16 protein-coding genes and 2 pseudogenes are annotated in these 20749 nt (G+C 37.1%); 10 read left to right on the forward strand and 8 right to left on the reverse strand.

Annotated features, from left to right (window positions below; translation table 11 throughout):
• Window positions 1–131: 131 nt before the first annotated feature.
• The 7 genes from plsB (at window position 132) to FTU70_RS03905 (ending at window position 9212) form a co-directional block, all read left to right on the forward strand.
• The gene (plsB, locus tag FTU70_RS03875; protein ID WP_096901604.1) at window positions 132–2636 is read left to right on the forward strand and encodes a glycerol-3-phosphate 1-O-acyltransferase PlsB; all 2505 of its coding nucleotides are present in this window, start codon (window positions 132–134) and stop codon (window positions 2634–2636) included.
• A gap of 191 nt (window positions 2637–2827) precedes the next feature.
• Window positions 2828–3139 carry a metalloregulator ArsR/SmtB family transcription factor gene (locus FTU70_RS03880; RefSeq protein WP_154320733.1) on the forward strand — a complete coding sequence of 104 codons (312 nt, stop codon included), beginning with the start codon at window positions 2828–2830 and terminating at the stop codon, window positions 3137–3139.
• 118 nt (window positions 3140–3257) lie between these two features.
• Complete coding sequence (locus FTU70_RS03885) at window positions 3258–4982, forward strand: SulP family inorganic anion transporter (RefSeq protein WP_179995730.1); 1725 nt, start codon at window positions 3258–3260, stop codon at window positions 4980–4982.
• 212 nt (window positions 4983–5194) lie between these two features.
• Window positions 5195–6391, forward strand: a complete 1197-nt coding sequence (sstT, locus tag FTU70_RS03890) for a serine/threonine transporter SstT (protein WP_179994194.1) — start codon at window positions 5195–5197, stop codon at window positions 6389–6391.
• Between the two features lie 37 nt (window positions 6392–6428).
• Window positions 6429–7103: a YoaK family protein gene (locus FTU70_RS03895; RefSeq protein ID WP_180060067.1), complete on the forward strand. Its 675-nt coding sequence runs from the start codon at window positions 6429–6431 to the stop codon at window positions 7101–7103.
• Window positions 7104–7118: 15 nt separating this feature from the next.
• Window positions 7119–7652, forward strand: coding sequence for a DUF2058 domain-containing protein (locus FTU70_RS03900; protein ID WP_004973493.1), 534 nt, complete (start codon window positions 7119–7121; stop codon window positions 7650–7652).
• A 273-nt stretch (window positions 7653–7925) separates the two neighbouring features.
• Window positions 7926–9212: a mechanosensitive ion channel family protein gene (locus FTU70_RS03905; protein WP_096901601.1), complete on the forward strand. Its 1287-nt coding sequence runs from the start codon at window positions 7926–7928 to the stop codon at window positions 9210–9212.
• A 487-nt stretch (window positions 9213–9699) separates the two neighbouring features.
• Here the strand turns inward: FTU70_RS03905 and FTU70_RS03910 are convergent, their stop codons facing one another.
• Window positions 9700–10182 carry a hypothetical protein gene (locus FTU70_RS03910; protein WP_004973490.1) on the reverse strand — a complete coding sequence of 161 codons (483 nt, stop codon included), beginning with the start codon at window positions 10180–10182 and terminating at the stop codon, window positions 9700–9702.
• Window positions 10183–10412: 230 nt separating this feature from the next.
• On the opposite strand from FTU70_RS03910, the gene FTU70_RS03915 reads away from it, so the two are divergent.
• Together FTU70_RS03915 and FTU70_RS03920 are read left to right on the forward strand one after the other, a co-directional pair.
• The gene (locus FTU70_RS03915) at window positions 10413–11846 is read left to right on the forward strand and encodes a GGDEF domain-containing protein (protein ID WP_207973578.1); all 1434 of its coding nucleotides are present in this window, start codon (window positions 10413–10415) and stop codon (window positions 11844–11846) included.
• 51 nt (window positions 11847–11897) lie between these two features.
• Complete coding sequence (locus FTU70_RS03920; RefSeq protein WP_180005956.1) at window positions 11898–13388, forward strand: amidase; 1491 nt, start codon at window positions 11898–11900, stop codon at window positions 13386–13388.
• A 99-nt stretch (window positions 13389–13487) separates the two neighbouring features.
• Here the strand turns inward: FTU70_RS03920 and FTU70_RS03925 are convergent, their stop codons facing one another.
• From FTU70_RS03925 to FTU70_RS03935, 3 genes and pseudogenes are all read right to left on the reverse strand, one after another.
• The gene (locus tag FTU70_RS03925) at window positions 13488–14669 is read right to left on the reverse strand and encodes an MFS transporter (protein ID WP_180060093.1); all 1182 of its coding nucleotides are present in this window, start codon (window positions 14667–14669) and stop codon (window positions 13488–13490) included.
• Window positions 14670–14857: 188 nt separating this feature from the next.
• Window positions 14858–15058 (reverse strand): annotated as a pseudogene (locus FTU70_RS03930) (I78 family peptidase inhibitor); the annotation flags it as partial.
• Between the two features lie 236 nt (window positions 15059–15294).
• Window positions 15295–15600, reverse strand: coding sequence for a DUF4298 domain-containing protein (locus FTU70_RS03935; protein WP_096901595.1), 306 nt, complete (start codon window positions 15598–15600; stop codon window positions 15295–15297).
• Window positions 15601–15863: 263 nt separating this feature from the next.
• On the opposite strand from FTU70_RS03935, the gene FTU70_RS03940 reads away from it, so the two are divergent.
• Window positions 15864–16217 carry a hypothetical protein gene (locus FTU70_RS03940; protein WP_096901594.1) on the forward strand — a complete coding sequence of 118 codons (354 nt, stop codon included), beginning with the start codon at window positions 15864–15866 and terminating at the stop codon, window positions 16215–16217.
• A 196-nt stretch (window positions 16218–16413) separates the two neighbouring features.
• On the opposite strand, the gene FTU70_RS03945 is transcribed toward FTU70_RS03940, so the two are convergent.
• From FTU70_RS03945 to FTU70_RS03960, 4 genes and pseudogenes are all read right to left on the reverse strand, one after another.
• Window positions 16414–16887 (reverse strand): hypothetical protein, encoded by a 474-nt coding sequence (locus tag FTU70_RS03945; protein ID WP_180060069.1) that lies wholly within the window; start codon window positions 16885–16887, stop codon window positions 16414–16416.
• A 25-nt stretch (window positions 16888–16912) separates the two neighbouring features.
• Window positions 16913–19281 (reverse strand): annotated as a pseudogene (locus FTU70_RS14450) (TonB-dependent receptor domain-containing protein).
• A gap of 409 nt (window positions 19282–19690) precedes the next feature.
• Complete coding sequence (locus FTU70_RS03955; protein WP_004973471.1) at window positions 19691–19852, reverse strand: hypothetical protein; 162 nt, start codon at window positions 19850–19852, stop codon at window positions 19691–19693.
• Between the two features lie 532 nt (window positions 19853–20384).
• Window positions 20385–20615, reverse strand: a complete 231-nt coding sequence (locus FTU70_RS03960; protein ID WP_026438431.1) for a hypothetical protein — start codon at window positions 20613–20615, stop codon at window positions 20385–20387.
• Window positions 20616–20749: the final 134 nt, after the last annotated feature.

Here is a 20749-nt window from a genome sequence, read left to right on the forward strand (position 1 = left end):
TTCAACAAAATGCGAATTAGAATAAAGAGATGACGACCTCAGTTTAATTGTCGATTTTCTCGGCACTTGGGTTTGAAATTTGCTATTTATTTTTTGACAATAGCAACACATAACAAAATGTAGGGAATGCAATGTCTAATAAACGTTACAGTCAGCTTTATCGTAATTTCACTAAAAAAATCTTAGATAAGATTGTGACGCCACAAGTATTAGGCACGACTGCAGAATTAGAACATCGTGTTGCACAAAGCTCTGAAAAAACACAATTTTGTTATGTGCTGCAAGATGCCTCTCTCAGCAATACCGTATTGATTGATCAGCAGACGCAATCTCGTGGTTTACCTTCTGTGTATGCGCCTTTAAACATTGCCGAGCATCAGGAAGACGATTCCATTTTGGTCTTGCGTGAGAAAAACCCACAGCACAGTGCTTATCACTACTCTGCTAAATTGATTCGACTCATTGAAACCTTAGAGCAACATCCTGAACATGATGTGTTGTTAGTTCCCGTAACTGTACTTTGGGGACGTTCACCCGAATACGAAGACTCTTGGTTTAAAGCATTATTTGCCGATGCATGGTCTACGCCAAACAAGCTTAAACAAACCATTAATATTTCGCTCTATTCACGTGATAACTACATCGAGTTTCATAAAGCAATTTCCTTACGTCAGCTTATTGAACAAGCCACACAACAACAACCACACTTATCGCCTGCGCACTTTATTGAGCAACATCTGGAACACAATTTTAATCAACACAAAGAAGCGATTTTAGGCCCAGACTTATCTGACCGCCGTAATTTGATTCATGCGTTGATGAAAAGTGAAGCAGTACAACAAGCTATTCGTAAAGAAAGTATCGAACAAAAAGTCAGTATGTTTGAAGCAGAAAACCGTGCTAAAAGCTATTTAACTGAAATTGTATCGGACTTTTCTTATTCGACTTTGCGTTTTGCTGAACTGGCACTGACCAAGCTTTGGACACAGCTCTATGATGGCATTGAAGTGCATCACTTTGACACGGTACGCGAACTCGCCAAAGACTATGAAATCGTCTATACCCCTTGTCATCGTAGCCACATCGACTATTTGTTGCTGTCTTATGTGATTTTTAATCGTGGCTTGATGGTGCCGCATATTGCAGCAGGTATTAATTTAAATTTACCAATTGTGGGTCAATTAATGCGTGGTGCAGGTGCGTATTTTATTCGCCGTACTTTCAGCGGCAATGAATTATACACCTCGGTATTTAAAGAATATTTACACAGTTTATTGTCACGCAACACCCCACTCGAATACTTCATTGAAGGTGGACGCTCACGTACAGGTTTATTGTTACCGCCGAAAAAAGGCATGTTGTCGATGACCATTCAAAGCCATTTACGCGGAGCAACCAAACCAATTGCATTTATTCCAACGTATTTTGGTTATGAAAAACTGATTGAAGGCACATCTTATTTAAATGAATTAAACGGCAAACCGAAAGAAGCCGAATCTTTATGGGGTATTTTAAACTCTGCCCGTAAAATTGAAAAAGTCTTTGGTCAGGTCTATGTCAACTTTGGCGAACCTGTATTTTTAGATGATGTTTTAACTGCCAACCAAGCACGCGATGTAAAACTGAACATAAATGATGAACTACCGACCTCTGTGATTCACACGGTAGATCATACTGCGCATGCAATCTTGGAAAATATCAATAAAGCGGTGGTGATTAACCCAATCGCCCTCATCTCTCTGATTTTATTAAATGCCGATCAGCATGCATTGAAACAAGATGAGCTGCTCGCCCGAATTGAACAATATCGACGTTTGCTCAAACAATTGTGCTACGACCCACGTATGATTATTACGGGTTTAAATCCACAAGAAATTATTGAATATGCGCTAAAACTTAAACAAGTTGAGCGTTATAACCAAGATGGTGTAGAACAGATTCGAGTCGCAGAAAGCCAAAAAATCTTATTGAGCTATTTTAGCAATAATATTTTGCACTGCTTTATTTTGCCTGCGTGTGTAGCATTAATTGTGCAGCAGTTTAATGAACAAAATTTAGCATTATCATGCGCAGATTTAATGCAAAAACTGCAGGCGATTTATCCATATTTGAAGCAAGAGTTTTTCTTGGCATGGACGGCGCAAGAACTTTCTCAAGAAATCGAAAAAATTGTGGCGTACTTTATTCAGCAAAATTGGGTTACAGAAGCAAATCTGCAATTACAGCCGAACCCAGCTACACAGCATGAACTCTATGCCTTAGCTGAACTGGCAAAACCAAGTTTAAATAATTTCGTATTGATTCAAGGGCTTTTGCAGCGTTATAGCGCACACATCCCTTTAAATCTGAAAGTTTTGGAAAAAATGACCAAAACCGTATTACAACGCGCTGCAGATTCTGCACAATTTAAGTCTGCATATTATTTTGATAGTGCCACCTTAAAAAGTTTTATCAGCAGTTTAGATCAGCAAGCCTTGTTGCAACACAATGCTGCGCAGATAAGCCTAGATGATACTTTTAGTGCCAAAATGTCTGAATACTTTGCTTGGTATAACCCAGAAATTCACGAGTTATTAGCTGCATCGAGTGAATTTAGTGAGAAAGAATTAAAAAGTTTTGAACAGGTGAAAAAATAGGTTTTATTGTAACTCAGCCACTTTTTTATCAATTTTTTGATTAGAATATCAGGCCATTATTTATGATTGGCTGATATCTTTTCTTAAATGATACTTGTTCTCATATATAAATAATGATTTATGTTATATAATTTATCTTCCACTCCCGCCTAATATATATTGGGTTAGCTGTAAATTAAGAGAATAAAACAATGAACGATGGTCTTGAAATCACATCAATGCGTGAATCTGCGGATACCGTTGTTGGAATTTTAAAATCTTTGGCGAATAGTGACCGTCTTTTAATTCTTTGTCATTTATCTCAACAAGAATTAAACGTATCGCAAATTGAAGAAATAACTCAAATTCATCAGCCTACTTTATCGCAACAATTAATGATGCTGCGTAAAAGTGATGTGGTGAATACCCGCCGTGATGGCAAGCAAATTTTTTATTCAATTAAAGATGAAAAAATGGTGCAGGTACTTAATACCCTATATGCACTTTATTGCCCGCAGGACTAAATGATAATGCCTGTATTATCAGGCATCACCATAAAACTTGAATACTCTCCTGCTATTTCAAAGACTTCTTAGCATTTTTTGTTCATAATATATCTAAATTTATGATTTAGATTTCAGTATGTCAGATTTCAATTCACGTTTGGCTCGTGTACTGCCTGCTTGGCAATGGCTGCGAAAATACAATGCAGAAACATTGAAATCTGATCTGCTGTCTGCGTTTATCGTCATTGCCATGCTTGTACCTCAAGGGATGGCTTATGCCATGCTTGCAGGTTTACCTCCTGTCATGGGTTTATATGCCAGCGTGATCCCCATGATCATGTACGCCTTGGTTGGTGGCAGTCCAACCTTGTCCATTGGCCCAGTCGCCATTATTTCCATGATGACCTTTGCGACGCTCAATCCATTATTTGAAGTCGGCTCGGCAGCTTATATTCAAGCAGCCTGTTTACTTGCTGTGATGGTCGGCATTATTTCGCTACTTTTAGGGATTTTTCGCTTCGGTTTTTTAATTCAACTCATTAGCCATCCTGTTATTAAAAGCTTCATTATTGCCTCTGCATTAATGATTGCGATTGGACAGCTTAAATTTGTGTTAGACATCCCCCTTAAAGCCAATAACTTACCTGAGTTCTTATACAGCTTTTGGAAATATATGGGACAAACCCATTTTTATAGCGTGCTCTTGGGTGTTGCTGCCATTTTATTTCTAATTTATGCCCCTAAAATCATCAACAGTAATGCCATTCGTGAGCGTGTTCGAGGTAGCGGCTTTATCTTAAAAGCCTTGCCATTGGTATTGGTGATCGGTTCAATTGCTTTGGTTTATTCATTGCATTTGCAACAAATCGGCATTAAAACAGTCGGAGAAATTCCTTCAGGATTTCCGCCTATTCAATTCCCTGAATGGAATGCACAACTTGTTCTACAACTCCTTCCTGGCGCAGCCATGATTGCCATGATCAGTTTTGTGGAATCTCTGTCTATTGCGCAAGCCACCGCCTTACAACAACGTAGTCACTTAAATAGCAATCAGGAACTGATTGCACTCGGTTTAGCCAATTTTGGCGCAGGTGTTAGCTCCTCTTTTCCCGTCACAGGCAGTTTGTCGCGTACCGTGGTCAATGCCGATGCAGGTGCAAAAACACCAATGGCAGGTGTATTTACCTCCATCGTGATTGTTATTGTCAGTTTATACTTCACGGGATTTTTCCAAGACTTACCACTGGCTGTTTTGGCTGCAACCATTATTGTTTCAATTTGGAAACTGGTCGAGTTCCAATCTTTTAAAGAAACTTGGCGTTATTCCAAAGCCGATGGTCTGGCCATGTGGGTGACGTTCTTTGGTGTTGTATTCATTGATATTTCGACAGGTTTAATTATTGGGATTGTGTCCACCTTTATTCTAATGTTGTGGCGTATTAGCCGACCACATATTGCGGTAATTGGTTTACTTGAAGGCACACAACATTTTCGTAATATTCAGCGGCATCAAGTGCGTACCGCGCCACACGTGCTATCCATGCGAATTGATGAAAATCTAACCTTTTTAAATGCCAATACTTTAAAAGGCTTTTTTATTAATCAAGTCAGCCAAAACCCTCAGTTAAAGCATGTAGTGGTGAATTGTTCGAGTATTAGCAGTATTGATTTAAGCGCACTCGAAATGCTGGAAGATTTAAATCTTGAACTAAAAAAATTGAATATTTGTCTGCATTTTTCTGAAATTAAAGGCCCGGTAATGGACAAATTACAACACTCAAAACTTTTGCAGCATTTAAATGGAAAAGTTTTTTTTTCACATTATTTAGCCATGCAAGAGCTTGCGCCTGAACTGACTTAAAGATCAAGAAATTGATCTTTAATTTTATCTTTAAAACTGGATGTTCAACACACATACTTTTTGATCAATGAGTACTTTTATCTTGCTGAAATTTAAACAGTTTAATAAATATCACTTTTAAAAATATAGACTTAACTTTTATATCAAAATTATTTTTAAGCACATGGACATTTCAGTATAAAATAGCCGCTTTTCTTTTACCTTATTTTCGTATGTTTTCAGCTTTTTTGCGTTTGAGTTTAGTCTCCCGAATTATGATTGCAATTGTACTCGGTGTGGCTGTTGCAATTTTATTTCCAGAATCTGCGCCCTATTTAAGCCTTTTGGGTGATATATTTATTAAAGCCCTGAAGTCTGTTGCGCCAATTTTAGTCTTTATTTTGGTCATGGCATCGATTGCCAATTTTAAAATTGGAAGCAGCAATGCTTATATCAAACCGATTATGCTGATGTATGCGATTGGTATGTTCTTGGCTGCGCTCAGTGCAGTTATTGCAAGTACGCTTTTCCCAAGTACATTATTTTTAGATGTTGCAACACAGTCAGAATTAACCCCGCCGGGCAGTCTTGCTGAAATTTTGAAAAATCTTTTACTTAGTTTTGTTGCTAACCCTGTAGTTGCCATTGCCGAAGCCAACTTTATTGGTATTTTGGCTTGGGCTGTGGCTTTAGGGATTGCCTTCCGCCATGCTACAGAGTCCACCAAAGCATTGTTGAATGATGCAGCCAATGCAGTCAATCGCGTTATTCGCTTGGTGATTAACTTTGCGCCTTTCGGTATTTTTGGCTTGGTTGCCGTGACATTTGCCGATGCAGGCTTGAGCACCTTAGCCAGTTATGCTCAATTATTGGCAGTCTTGTTAGGTACGATGTTCTTTGTCGCGTTGGTCATCAACCCAATCATGGTGGCATTTGTGACCCGCAGCAATCCTTATCCTTTAGTTTTTCAATGCTTACGCGAAAGTGGCATTACTGCTTTCTTTACCCGTAGTTCTGCAGCCAATATCCCTGTCAATTTAGACTTAGCCAAGCGTTTAGGCGTACAGGAATCAACCGCGAGTGTTGCAATTCCGTTAGGTGCAGTAATTAACATGGCAGGCGCATCGGTCACCATTACCGTTTTGACCTTAGCTGCGGTAAATACTTTAGGAATTTCTGTCGATTTTAGCACCATGCTGATTTTATCTGTGGTTGCAACGGTGTCGGCCTGTGGTGCTTCAGGCGTTGCGGGCGGCTCGTTACTGCTGATTCCTGTAGCGTGTGGCTTATTTGGTATTTCTTCAGATATTGCCATGCAAGTTGTTGCAATTGGTATGGTCATTAGCGTATTGCAAGATTCAACCGAAACTGCACTTAACTCATCTACCGATGTGCTATTTACTACTGCGGTTGACCGTGGTTTGAGTTAAGATACAATGCGTTAGGAAACTTACGCAATCATCCATTATGCCTTTTCAAACTTTACCCCTTTGGGTGCAATTTGGTGCTTTTTTTCTAGCCGTCAATGCTGGAATTATTAACGTACTCGGATTGGTGACCGTATTGCACCAGTCCGTTTCGCACATGACTGGTAACGTTAGTATCTTGGCGATGGCGCTAATCGACTGGAAACCAGAAGCCATGATTTTCTTGTTTCTGGTGATTTTGTGCTATGTGATTGGCTCATTTTATAGCGGCGTCATTTTAGGAAATAGCAATTTTCGCTTAGGGCGTCGTTATGGTTTGCCCATGAGTTTGGTGGCATTTTTTATTTTAATCTGCTGGGTATTATTGCCTTATTTCCCACGTTATGCCCTGCTTTGGGCGTCAGTTGCCATGGGCATACAAAATGCCATGATCAGCTACTATAAAGGCACCATCATCCGCACCACACATTTATCTGGGGTATTGACCGATTTAGGCTTAGCTCTCGGTTATCGAGTGCGGGGCTTACAAGTTGAAAAAAGGCGTATTGTTTTACACCTACTGATTTTAATTGGTTTCTTTGTGGGTGGATTACTCGCTGCAGCCATTTATCCTACATTTAAACTGAATTCTTTTCTGGTACCTGCAGGACTCAGCCTAAGTTTGAGTTTGGTGTATTGGATTATTTATTTTCGCTATCGACATCTTCAACATTAAGTTTCGGAAATTATCATGGTTAAAAATGCACTACAGGCACAATTGCTCAAAGCGGGTTTAGTGGATAATAAAAAAGCAAAAAAACTGTCTAAACAAACCTTACACGAACAGCGCACAGGTGAAAGTAAAGATGCTGAAGTGAAAGCCAAAATTGCACAGGCACAGCAAGAAAAACTCGCCAAAGACCAAGCTATTGAGCAAGAAAAGAAAGCCGCTTTACAGGAAAAAGAACTGAAAGCAGCAATTATGCAAATGATTCAGCAGCATAAAATTCGTGATACCGATGGTGAAGTGGCTTATCAGTTTTTAGATGGCAAGATTAAAAAAGTGTATATCAATCAACAAATTTACAATGCACTCGTGGCAGGTAGTTTGGTGATTGCCAAAGAAAATGACAGTTATGCGTTCCTGCCTAAAGCTTTAGCTGAACGTATTAATAGCAAAATGGAAGGCTTTATTATTGTCAATAATGCCGAGAAAAATGAAGCCACGACAGATGAAGAAGATCCATACGCAGCCTATGTGATTCCAGATGATTTAATGTGGTAGATCACGCAAGTATTTATGCAAATATTTATGCTAGGTATCTATTCAAAGCCAGTATCTGTACTGGCTTTTTTATTATGACTGCAACTTGATTGAAAACTTTCAGTAAAAACAAATAATTGAAATGTAGCAAAAAGTTACTCAGCCTTCAAATTTAAACTTTAGTCGATACACTATCTAACAATTTCATACATCAATGAAGAATTAAGGTGAATTGCAGGCCAAAATTCTAAGTGCCGTGCAGACGAAAATCAGCAACCTTAAAGCGAGGACCTTTTGCAAGAATTTAATTTTATTCAAAATATTCAGGAATGGTATAACCAATACCCTTGGTTAGAAATGCTGACCTCACTCAGTATTGTGATTCTACTGGCAATTTTAGCCAACTTTATTGCCAAGCAAATTGTAGTGCGCGGGATTCGCAAACTGATTTCTAAAATGACCTTTGCCAATAGTGAAATTATTTCACAGCATAGTGTCATCCGACGTATTGCCAACATTGTCCCAGCTGTCGTGATTATGAACGGCATCACCACCGTACCGCATTTGTCAGATAAAGTAGAAAGCTTTGTGCAAATGGGTGCGCAAGCCTTTATATTCCTGACCATTGCATTGGCAATTTCTGAATTTTTAAATATTTTTAACCTGTTCTATCAACGCAACCCTAAGTCACGCAACAAGCCAATTAAGGGCTATTTGCAGTTAGTTAAACTCATTATTTATGTGGTCTGTGCCCTCATGATTTTAGGCACTTTCCTGAAAAAAGATGTGTTTACCTTACTCGCAGGTTTTGGTGCGATGGCTGCTGTTTTGATGTTGGTTTTCCAAAATACCATTTTATCTCTAGTGGCTTCGGTACAAATTTCTTCCTACGATATGGTACGGATTGGTGACTGGATTGAAATGCCTTCTTTAAATGCCGATGGTGATGTCATTGATATGTCATTACATACTGTCACCGTGCAAAACTGGGATAAAACCCTGACCACTATTCCAACCAATAAACTCATTACCGATACCTTTAAAAACTGGCGTGGCATGCAGGAAGCTGGTGCCCGACGTATTAAACGTGCCATTTTAATTGATCAAAGTTCTGTGCACTTTATGACTGAACATGAACAAAGCAAACTTAAAGAGTTTTTGTTATTGGATCAATATTTACATAGCAAAAATGAAGAAATTGAGCAGTTTAATCAGCAGTTAGCAAATCAATCACAATACAACCAACGCCGTTTAACCAATTTAGGGACTTTCCGCGCCTATGTTGAGTTTTATCTGAAACAACATCCAGGTATTAATCAATCTCAGTCATTGATTATTCGTCAACTACAGCCAAGCAGTGAAGGTTTACCGCTAGAAATTTATGCCTTTACCAAAACCACTGCATGGAAAGAATATGAAAGTATTCAATCCGATATTTTTGATCATTTGCTGGCAATTATTCCGGAGTTTGGCTTAAAAGTGTATCAAGCCCCATCGGGTTCAGATTTAAAGCAAATTGCTGCACCATTTAAAGCAAGTTCTGTCCAAAGTCTAAATCCTTTAGAAATTGACGAGGCATAATTATGGATTTATTGCTGAGCCATGTGTCGCAAAATGCTTGCATGGCTCAGTAGCCGTTTTTATTTTCAGCAAGACGATAAAATTTTCATTAAATTAAAATGCACTCGTACACTCGTATATGAATAAGAGAAAATAAAGTCTTATTTGTAAGAGTTTTGTTGAAACAAATATCTAACACTATGTTTTAATTATATTTAAATTTCCTCAAACCTTTAAATCACAGCTTGCTCCAAATTTATGTAATAAGGTCATTGCCGGTTGAAAAAGTCTAATGATTCTAAGAATTCACCTAACTTTTCAACTCACTAAAATGTGTCGCTCTTGTTAATTGATTCTGGATTCGAAAAATGATCATCAATAATTCGTCTAATGAAAGATTGAAATTCACTACTTTTGTGCTTTAGCGCTCTAGATGATCAATACACGCGCTACAGGATGAGGGGTACGAGTTTATAAAAGATCTCTAATAGACCAAATAATGAAAAGTTTAAGGCAGGACGCGGTACAACGTCGCAAAACATTGTTCTGCTTTTTCATTACTACAGAAATTAATGGTGTGCGCATTTTTCCATTTTACAAAATATTGTGAAATGTCCCCTGTTTGGTCTTCCTGATATCCAGAACAATCCACTTCATTATTGTCATATTTAACTTGCAAAATTAAAGCCGGTAACGAATTTGCAGGGTCTTGTGAAGGTTGATAATCATATACACCTGCAGACCATTCTTGACCGCTTTTAATCACCACATCGCTATTACTTTTAAAGTTGTAATATTCAATACATTTACGATTATTTGGGATTTGCATGCCCCACAGCCCCACAATTTCTGGACGGGTCACCACACGAAATTTATTGGTCGTTTCTGCTGCTACTGGCGTTAACTTGGCTGAATCTATTGTTGTATTTTCATTCGCAATCGCGCAGACAGAACATAAGCTTAAAACTGTGGTTAGATATATTTTTTTCATACATTTATTTAAAGATATAAACCGTTTAGACAACTTAGCATATTTTTAATCCAAATCTGCAAGCATAAACATAAGACAACAATTTTATTTAACGAAAATGTGACTTAGTTTACATTTAATCGACTTTGTAGGTAATGGTTATTTGATATGATCGCCTTTCTGTTGTGAACGTCACACTCATTCAAGTTTTTTTCTTAATTATCAACCCATTGCAAAAGTGAGTTTAGTACTTGCAAAACTTTAGCATACCGCAAACTATATCTTCGACTCAAAAGCAAATATTTGCCTTTGGACTGCTAGCCGTTGTGGTATTTTTTTCTTGTTTATTGGGTATTTTTACTCGCCCACTTAGCTACTTTTCTTTTTTTTGGCCAAGCAACGCCCTCTTGTTGGGGCTACTCATTCGCTTTCCATCTTTAAAAAGTTTTGGTGGAATTTTGGGTGCTTTTTTTGGCTATATGGGCGCCGATTTGGTCACAGACAATACTTTCCTGATGACGCTAGGTTTAACGCTTTCCAACTTTGTAGCTGTTTTTAGTGGGTTGTTTTTCTTTAATTTTGCCCGCGCTAAACTTCCAGCGAGCAATAATAATGTGTCAGAGCTATATCCACATATTATTGCTGTAACTTTAGGCTGTTTCTTTGGGGCTTTATTTGCCATTCTTCTGCTGCCAAATTTGCCGCACACCTTTATGTTAAAAGAAAATCGTTGGATTGATTTTTTTACTTGGTGGTCTGGTGAAATTTTAAATGCGGTAATTGTCTTACCTTTAATTTTGGCTGCCCCAGGCTGGTCTAAATTCAAAAAACTTATAAATAATCAATATGCTAAAGAAACTCAAATTCAGGATATCTTGCCCTTTTTTGCATTACTGATCTCTATCGCCTGCACCCATATTTTTTATGGACCAGGTGCATTGTTGTATCCATTGGCTGCATTAATTTGGGCAGCTGCCAGCTATCAACTTTTTAATTTGGCACTGATTAATAGCTTGGTCTGTTTAACTCTGTATCACAGCGTCACAGGCTTGTTTATAGATCAAGTGAATTCGAGTTATTTAACTACCATTATTTCTATTCGTGTGGGTTTAATTATTTTAGGTCTTGCCACGTTAATTTTATGTGTGATTAGCCAAAACCGAAATCAGTTGTATAGAGAAGTATTGTATTTGGCAAATCATGACAGTTTAACCGAAACACTGAACCGCCGTAGTTTTACTCAGTTAAGTGAAAAAGCTTTAAAGCATAAAAACAATCATTCATTGTCTTTAATTATGTTAGATATCGACGATTTTAAAAAAATGAATGATCAATATGGGCATTATGTCGGTGACCGTGCTTTGCAACATCTCTCTAACATCGTTAAAAGCAATTTACGTGATCACGATTTATTTTGTCGCATTGGTGGTGAAGAGTTCATTATTTTGCTGAACAATAATAACTTAAATAAAACTCAACGCATTGCAGAACGTATTCGTATGTGTATTGAACATCAAGCGTTAAATTTAGAAAACCTTGAACCCATTCATTTTACAGTAAGCATGGGCGTGTCACATACACACTTACCCACCAATCTCCCTTTACAAGATTTAATTATTCAGGCAGATCAGGCGCTATATCAGGCAAAAATGCAAGGTCGTAATCGGGTCATTCTTGCTTCTTAAACAAAAATAGCATACAACATCAATTTGACAATACAGATTTTCAGGATTGAAATGAAACTTGCAGAATACCTCCAATATGATGCTTTAGGCTTGGCAGAGCTCGTTGCCAAAAAGGATGTTCAGGCCTCAGAATTATTAGATATTGCGTTACAACGTGCTGAACAAACCAATCCACAATTAAATGCCATTATTATTCCTATGCATGAACATGCACGGCAGCGCACACAAACAAAATTAACAGGCCCATTTGCAGGTGTGCCCTTTTTAGTCAAAGACTTATTTCAACAATATGCAGGCTATCCGACTTCATTTGGTTGTCAGGGTTTAAAACGTGCGCATCATCTTGCAGAACAAAATGCAGAAATTGTAAATCGTTGGGAAAATAGCGGAATCGTTACCTTTGGACGTACCAACACGCCTGAATTTGGGATTAAAGGGATAACCGAGCCAGATGCTTGGGGTGCATGTAAAAATCCATGGAATTTGAAACACAATAGTGGTGGTTCTTCTGGTGGTTCTGCGTCTGCAGTTGCGGCAGGTATTGTGCCGATTGCAGGGGCAAGTGATGGCGGTGGTTCAATTCGTATTCCTGCGTCTTACTGTGGTTTGTTTGGTTTAAAACCAAGTCGTGGACGCACCCCGTGGGGGCCACAACTCAGTGAAGCCATGCATGGTGCAGCGATGCAACATATTTTAAGTAAAAGTGTACGTGACAGTGCGGCAATGCTCGATGCAACGCATGGCGCAGATGGTCATTCACTTTTCAAAATTGAAGCTCCTGAACGCAGTTATTTAGATGCAATTCAGCAAGCGCCAAAAAAATTAAGAATCGCATATTCGACCCAATCTCCGATTGGTACAGCTGTTTCACAAGATGCCATCAATGCCATTCAAAAAACCGTACAGCTTTTAGAATCTTTAGGGCATGAAGTGGTTGAAGACCGTCCTGCTATTGATGGCATGCAATTGGCCAAAGATTTCATTACCACATGGTTTAGCCAATTTGCTTATTTAATTGCTGAAATTCAAACTCGCCTGCCAAATCATTCCGATAATTTTGAGCTAGACTCTTTGGCTTTGGCTGCCTTTGGCGCAAAAACCACGTCAGTAGATTACATTCGCAATTTGAATAATTGGGGGGTATATGTCGCACAAATGAATCAATTCTTTGAGCGTTATGATTTATACCTCATTCCTGCAACAGCTTCAGTTGCACCAAAAAATGGCGAAGTGAAAACCCCTGCATGGCAAAAACCAATTTTAAAAACACTATTACATGCAGGTAAAGCACATTGGTTAGCGCAAGGTAAATTGGTCGACCGCATTGTCAAAGAAAACCTAAAATGGGTGCCATTTACTCAACTTGCCAATATTACAGGGCTGCCTGCAATGTCTGTGCCTTTGTATTGGAATAAAGATAACTTACCATTGGGTTCGCAGTTTATTGCGCCTTTTGCACGTGAAGATGTGCTTTTACAACTGGCTGTACAACTCGAAGCAGCTCAACCGTGGTGGCAGCAATACGCTAAAATCCGTATTTAATGTAGCAATCAATTAGTAAGAAGCAAGCAAACTATACCCATCCAACTTTGCTTGCTTCTATTTTTGATAAAAGAACGGTATCACTGCAAAATCACCAATCTAGGCTTTCGTATCGCTCAACATTAACTGCGATTCTAATTGCTTTGGCAATCCCCAAATAAAACACAGACCAATCAGTGTAGATAATCCTGCAAAAATAAAAATCCATTCGCCTGAAACAATATCCCAATAATGCCCTGCCAAAATACTCCCCAGTGCAACCCCTAACCCCCACATGGTACTGTAAAGTGCTTGCCCGCGACCTTGTTGCCCTGCAGAAAAGTTTTGAAAAATCACCCGCATGGCAATGATATGAAATAAGCCAAAACTAAAGGCATGAACACTTTGTGCAAAAAATTGCGCAAAAAATATGGATGGAAATAAACCGACAATTACCCAGCGTAAGCCTGTCAAAATTAAACATACAGCAACCAGTGAACGCCAAGACCAACGCTTTAAAAACAAACTTGCGTAGGCAAACATAATAATTTCAGCAATCACTCCGACAGACCACAAGAAACCGATCTGACTTGTGCTAAAGCCTGCCTGACTTAAAAAATTACTGTAGAAACTATAAAATGGCGCATGCGAAAACAGTAAAATCAATTCAATTATAAAAAATGAATAGACTACTGGGCGCTTTAAAATAGGCAATAAGGGTTCAAGTTGTTTTTGTGCAATGGGTGCGGAGCTTGGTTCTTGAATACTGAATGACCATAGAAATGCCAGTAAAGAAATACTGAGTAGCAACATCGGTAACATGGAGATTGGTATAATTTCCAAAATAGCACCTATGCCAAAAACCCCGACAATAAAACCTATAGAGCCCCATTTACGCACTTTGCCATAGAGTTCCGCACGTTTCTCGCCCAACCAAAACAAAGTCACGCCTTCAAATTGTGCCAAAATTGCGTTTTGGAAAAAGCTAAAAATTAGCATGAGTAATGCAACAGACTGAAAGCTATTCGGAACAATAAAAATCAGTAACCAAATACTGGCTTCCATCCAAGTTGCGATGCGCACCAAAAGCATCCGTTTGCCTGATTTATCGGCAATCCATCCCCAAATAAAAGGCGCGAAAAAGCGCGTTAAAATGGCAATAGAAGATAAAACACCAATTTCCTGATAATTAAAGCCCTGATCTTCTAAATACAGGCTCCAAAAAGGCAAAAACGTCCCAACAATTGCGTAGTAGAAAAAGTAGAATCCACCTAAGCGTGTCGATATATTCAAGGCTTGCATCAATGTGTATTTCCTTGATTTTTCAAACACATAAATAAGTGCATTATCTGACCTGATCTAAAATTTTAAGACAACCGATATATTAACACTGTAGTCCTTTAATTTTGAGTGATTGGCTGATTAAAACGCAAAACCCTGAAAATCAGAGCAAATTTTCAGGGTAATATTGAGAAAATTTCTTAAAATTTTTAGCCGCAAGAAGCTTGTATAATAATTTTAGTTTTCGGATCGACCACCACAGTGACTCGATTCATACGATAATCCATTGTTACAGGCTGACCTGGTGTAACCATTCTCACAATTTCAGCTCGGGTAAGCGCTTTAATTTGTGTTTCAGTCAAACCTGTTTTACCAACTAACTGCGCAGCAGATTCTGGGACACAATTTTGCATGGTCTGTGGCACCTGAGTTTGTTCATTGATAGGCTGATTACTACACGCAGCTAAAGTTGCCACACTTAAAACAGCCAAAACACTATATAACTTTTTCATGTTGATACTCGTTTTAATTTCTTCAAACCAACTCAAAATAACATAACTGATTAAATATGCAGTAAATTTACTGAATAAAACTGTGATGATAGTTTTATTGATCAAAATAAATTAGATGTAAGTTTGAATTAAGTTTAATTCTCAATCACACTTAAACTCAGTTTCATCCAATCAATTGCCTGTTGGCGACGCTCTTCTAAAGCATTCCATAGCGTATCTTGCGATAATATAGAATATTCCCCTTCGCGGCAGCTAAGTTCAGGCGCATTTTCATAGTCCTCAAGCCATTGTTCACTTTGATAATAGGCCTGTAATTCTTGCCAGAGCTTTTCTGCAGCTTGCCATTTTTGCTGCGCTTCTCGCATCTGTCGATGTAAATCATGCCATTGCTCATATTGTTGCTGTAAAACCTGAGCATCGTACATTTTATTTTTACTCATAGCTGAAATTCAAAAATTAAGATGACATGAGCGTACAATAATTCAAGATCAAGGAATGTGAGTGTATGTAGGTTTTATTTAAAGAAACATATATTGCTATATTTTTTGCATTAATTTTTAAAGAAGACAATTCCTGATTTATTTAGTCAACTTTAGCTTCATTACTTTCAGTAAAATTTAGTATAAAAGTGTAATTCTATCTTTTTATCAAAAGTTAAAGTCATTAGTATAAGTTTGCTTCAATTTTTTAGAAAAGGTACAAAATGAAATATTTTTTAGGGGCAACATTACTTGCATTCGGTTTAATGGGATGTAACTCAAATTCGAATAATGAAGTGAGCCAAGAAAAAGTACAAAGTAATGCACCTGCAGAAACACAAGTTATTTATTTTAATGGCCCACAAGACTTAACCATTGAATTAAAATCTTCAGATAATTTTGAAACTGCAGAAATGGTAGATAATTCTGACACAGTGTATCATTTAAAACGTGCTGTATCTGGTAGCGGTATTTTACTGAGCAATGATGATGGTGTATCTATTCATTTTAAAGGTGGTGAAGGTGTACTTGAGTTAGTCAAAGATCAGCCTATTAATATTACTGAATTTAAAAAATAGATTTTTGCTGATCTATACTTAAAAACATCATTCATATTATTTATGATTGATAAATCATTCTATTTGTTATATTGATGATGCTTTTATTTATACAAGCAAGCTTTAAAATAAATACTGAATTAAAAAACCACCTTTTGAGCGATATGCCGAAAGGTGGTTTTTTCTATACTTTTTTAGGGCTTAAATTCTAAGAAAATTAGGTATCTGCTGTTGGAACAATACCTGCAACAGCACAGCCTTTGAAAACTTGATCGCCATAATCTAAGGTCACAGAAAATTCAGCCATTGTACCATCTGCATCTTTACACGGTGTCGAATTAATATTCACATTCACCGCTTTATTGTCATGTTGCCCCATAAACTCAACCCCTTTTGCATACGCTGAACGTTCAACTGGAATTTTAAAGTTTGGCAACGCTGTTCCTTCAACCTCAATCTGGTCGCCATCTACAAGTACACGCCATGATTGTGTTACACCATAAGCTGTAAATTGTTGGATTGGACCATCATTTACAACCTCAGAGGCTGCTGCGTCATTCGTGGTATTTTGCACAGCAGGCTGTTGAGTTTCTACTTTTTCAGCTGGATTTTCAGGTGCTTTAGATTGATTACATGCACTAAGTAATATTGCTGAACACACTACTGAAAGAACTAAATAATTTTTTTTCATGTTTGCTTCCTTCTAAGCGTAAAAACTACAAATGTATATTGATGCCAATTTGAAATCCGCGACCAGGTAATGGTGCAATATATTTCAATGGTAAATTTTGTGGGCGTGCCTCTTCATTTAATAAATTTGAGCCATGTAAGAAAAAGTCAAAACTGGCATTTTTTAATGCAACTTTCTTTTTAATAGACATATCTAACAACTGATAACTTGGTAAAGCAACCTCATCAAAAATATTTTTACCTAAATATTTAGGCTGATCATAATAGGTACTCGTCACATTTACAGACCAATCTAACCAATCCCAAGTTAAGCTCGCCCCATAACGATTTGTTGGCATATTGGAAAAATACTGCCCTTCATTATTAGAGTCTGTATTGTCTGTATTTAATTGGGTCTTATTCTTCACTAAATCAGCGAAAGCTGAAACACTTAAATCACCGTATTTTTGTAGTGAAAATGTATGTGCTGCATCCACCTCAAAACCAGTAATTGTCGTATCTGTTTGCGTCCAATATTTTAACGGTAAACGATTACGCATCGACATTCCTGTATTGCGTAAATATAAATAATTATCAAAATTCATTTCATACACTGTGGTTTGTAAACGTGATGCAGAATTAGAAAAAATTGCCGTTAATTCTTTCGCTTTTAGTTTCTCAACTTTTAAATCTTGATTGCCTTCTTCTTGAGCTAAAACCGAATAATGCGGCTGACTACTATATAACTCATTAATTTCAGGTGCACGTTTAGCTGCACTATATTTTGCTTTTAATTCTAAATAATCTGTTAATCTAGTCCCCACACCAACAGAAAAACTGTTTAAATCAAAATCTCTATTTTCTAATGTTGTATTTTGTGCATTCCGTGCCAATTTAAAGCTTTGATCCTGAATTTTATGCTGCAATCGCTCGGCGCGATAACCTGCATCCAAGTAAAAACGATTAAAATCCAGCTTTTGTTGAATAAAATACGCAAAAGTTTCACTTTTGACATTCGGTAAATACTTTAAATCCCCTGCTCCTGTTACATCACTGTTAAAGTAAATCGTTCCTATTTCACCACTCAAGGTATAATTATTCAACAACTTCAATGGCGTTGTTGAATACTTAATTCAGCCTGTTGAGTATTAAATTGATACTGATTGGCATTTTCCGCCGCAATATATTCACCCGAACTATTATTGAGTTTTGCTGCTTTAACTTGTATCGACTCTACAAAATTTGCAGGCTGCTCCCATAGTGCATCTAGCGCAAAACGGTTCTGCTTGGTGTGTACACTAACTGGTAACAACTCAGTATAGCTACTTTGAAATGACTCATTTTCTAAAGAAAAACCCGGCACACCATATTGACTGCTTTTATGATCTGCACTGAAACCAATATAGCCTTGCACCATAAAATAAGTTGTGCCAATCGCATAATGATCTTGTGTTGAGGCTGAATTGGCCAATTTTTTATAATAATTGGGTGTAACATCCTGGTTTATTTTTTGAATTGCTTCCTTACTCTCACCTGCAACATAGTCGGGATTTGGTGTATTGACATAATCTACATATCTGCCATTTACATACCAAGTTGATACAGGTTTATCGGTATATTTAGCCGACTCCTGACTATCATAATAATCTGATAAATTACTTGGATTTTGTTGAATATGTTCAAGCACATAATTATTTAAATAAGGTTGATAACGCGTATTAAATATTTTTTCGATACGAGTATCTTTTTGACACTGGCTGGCTAAACCTGTGTTTACCCCACCACGCTCACCAAATACTTGCGTTTCACACACAGCCGCCTTACTTGCGCCAGGAATATCATACACATCTATTTCCTGCTGTGAAAATTGCAACGTGGTTGCCCAGTTTTTTTGATTATTCAATTCTATACGCATGTCTTTTGCATCAAACTGATTGAATCCTTTACGCAAAACAACTTCCATATAATCTAATTTGTTGGCAATTTCTTTGGGTATTAAACCTGTATCAATATCAACACTCCCACCAATTGCCTGCCCACCATGTCTCACTACATCCGACCATTTATTTACAGTGATGTTTTGGCTGAATAAAGAATCAAACGGAATGGCTATATCACCACTCATGGTATTTAAACCTTGAATACTTAATCCATTTTCCATTACACCAACACGATGCCCGCTCAAACTACGAATGACTGGCGTACCTGCATGTGGCCCAAAAGCACTGCTTTGTACACCCGATAAATGCTTTAAAGCATCTCCCAAAGTATTTGCCGTTTGAATTTTTTCTTTTCCCACAACATGGTCTGAGTTTTCTTGTTGTGCCTGCAAGCTTATGATTTCAAGTACAGTTGTTTCAGCATGAGCTGTATGCATCATATAAAAAATGGATAAGCCGAGTAGCGTCAAACGCATTTAAAAATCCCCCAATACAATCTATTGTTATGTTATAACATTTCTACAAAGTGGTGTGATTTTTTTATCAACGGTAAATTTTTTATGCATCTAAATGCTGAAAAACAAATCGAATTTTAATAGTTTTTTTATACAATTCGCCTTATTTTGATCTTTATAATAAAGGTCACTTTTGTACATAAAAATAATGACTTATCTTAATAAATACTGCGCTAGTCTAAATTTTAGACAAAAAAAATCCCACATGGGAATGTGGGAAAACTAAGAAACTACAGCTATGTTTCGTTCATTTATTTTATCGTCATCTGACCGACAAACAGTGGCATAAAATTACTTTTTTAAGTCTATTTTTCACCTTTAACATATCCCATTGGATCCGCATCGAAGTATACGATTTACACCTAGATTATTATTTCCGATCTAACTCTACTAGACCCTGTCTTGCTTCTGTAATGATCAGCTGAATTTCTTCATTTTGCTTTCTCTTTTGTTCAAAATACACATAAATGCCTAGAGAAAATCCCACAGCTAAAATGATCAGCGTCATCATGATAATTGCATTATGATTCATTATATTTAGCCCCTTTAAACTTCCTCACTATTGTGAGATGCAAGGACTATACACAGCAATAACAAAAATGCTCAATTCCAATAAAGAAAATACACTGTTTTTTTTAATTTTATCTAAGAAAAACACTTTATTATTTAACAATATAATAAAAACCAAAATGTAACACGCATTCAAAAAATACGTTAAAATTCAATTATATTTTGTTCTATCTGTCATGATTATATTTTTAAGATATTTTAATTAATTTTCTCTCTATCTCAATTATCAGTCTGTTAAAATAAAAATTGATCTAAAAAACATAAGCTTATTTAAGCCATTACAGCCCGTTTGAAAAATGCTAATCTACAAAAATACCAACACAAATATGTGACGTAGTTAGCATTTTTAATCAATTCTTCAATTTTTTCTTGTAATGTGAAATACAATTTTTTGCATCCAGTGACTAAAAAAACACCAACTTCGATACGCTCCACTGATGCTCAATCATTCTGCTGTTATATTGAAGCTCTGACTAATCTAGATTGAAATGACTTTAAATCACCAAAACTCTGACAATGATGGTTTGATGTTCTTCATTTTCCTCAATCAACTGTAAACGCTTTTGTTCTTTACTCACCACTTTAAAGCGCAAGTTTTGATATTCAATAATGCTTGGAATTTGGTCAAAATATTGTGCATCAGCATCAATTTCATCCTCAAATAATGATGTACCAAGTTGATAGTCCAAACTTTTTAAAACGATATATTTCACCGTTGTTTTCATCACAGCATCCTTTTTATTACTTTTTGCTTTACTTTTATTTGTATCACCGTTCATGCCACGATTAAACCTATAATTGTAAATTTTGCTGTATTTATAGGCAGTTAAATCGTGAACATTCTTATTTTAACATTGCA

This window comes from Acinetobacter sp. YH12135 (assembly GCF_013418565.1).
Lineage (GTDB): Bacteria > Pseudomonadota > Gammaproteobacteria > Pseudomonadales > Moraxellaceae > Acinetobacter > Acinetobacter towneri.

Bases quoted from the DNA above. Each gene is read 5' to 3' on its own strand.
- plsB (WP_096901604.1), top strand. From the start codon at position 132: ATGTCTAATAAACGTTACAGTCAGCTTTATCGTAATTTCACTAAAAAA.
- FTU70_RS03880 (WP_154320733.1), top strand. From the start codon at position 2,828: ATGAACGATGGTCTTGAAATCACATCAATGCGTGAATCTGCGGATACC.
- FTU70_RS03885 (WP_179995730.1), top strand. From the start codon at position 3,258: ATGTCAGATTTCAATTCACGTTTGGCTCGTGTACTGCCTGCTTGGCAA.
- sstT (WP_179994194.1), top strand. From the start codon at position 5,195: ATGTTTTCAGCTTTTTTGCGTTTGAGTTTAGTCTCCCGAATTATGATT.
- FTU70_RS03895 (WP_180060067.1), top strand. From the start codon at position 6,429: ATGCCTTTTCAAACTTTACCCCTTTGGGTGCAATTTGGTGCTTTTTTT.
- FTU70_RS03900 (WP_004973493.1), top strand. From the start codon at position 7,119: ATGGTTAAAAATGCACTACAGGCACAATTGCTCAAAGCGGGTTTAGTG.
- FTU70_RS03910 (WP_004973490.1), bottom strand. From the start codon at position 10,182: ATGAAAAAAATATATCTAACCACAGTTTTAAGCTTATGTTCTGTCTGC.
- FTU70_RS03920 (WP_180005956.1), top strand. From the start codon at position 11,898: ATGAAACTTGCAGAATACCTCCAATATGATGCTTTAGGCTTGGCAGAG.
- FTU70_RS03925 (WP_180060093.1), bottom strand. From the start codon at position 14,669: ATGCAAGCCTTGAATATATCGACACGCTTAGGTGGATTCTACTTTTTC.
- FTU70_RS03935 (WP_096901595.1), bottom strand. From the start codon at position 15,600: ATGAGTAAAAATAAAATGTACGATGCTCAGGTTTTACAGCAACAATAT.
- FTU70_RS03940 (WP_096901594.1), top strand. From the start codon at position 15,864: ATGAAATATTTTTTAGGGGCAACATTACTTGCATTCGGTTTAATGGGA.
- FTU70_RS03945 (WP_180060069.1), bottom strand. From the start codon at position 16,887: ATGAAAAAAAATTATTTAGTTCTTTCAGTAGTGTGTTCAGCAATATTA.
- FTU70_RS03955 (WP_004973471.1), bottom strand. From the start codon at position 19,852: ATGAATCATAATGCAATTATCATGATGACGCTGATCATTTTAGCTGTG.
- FTU70_RS03960 (WP_026438431.1), bottom strand. From the start codon at position 20,615: ATGAAAACAACGGTGAAATATATCGTTTTAAAAAGTTTGGACTATCAA.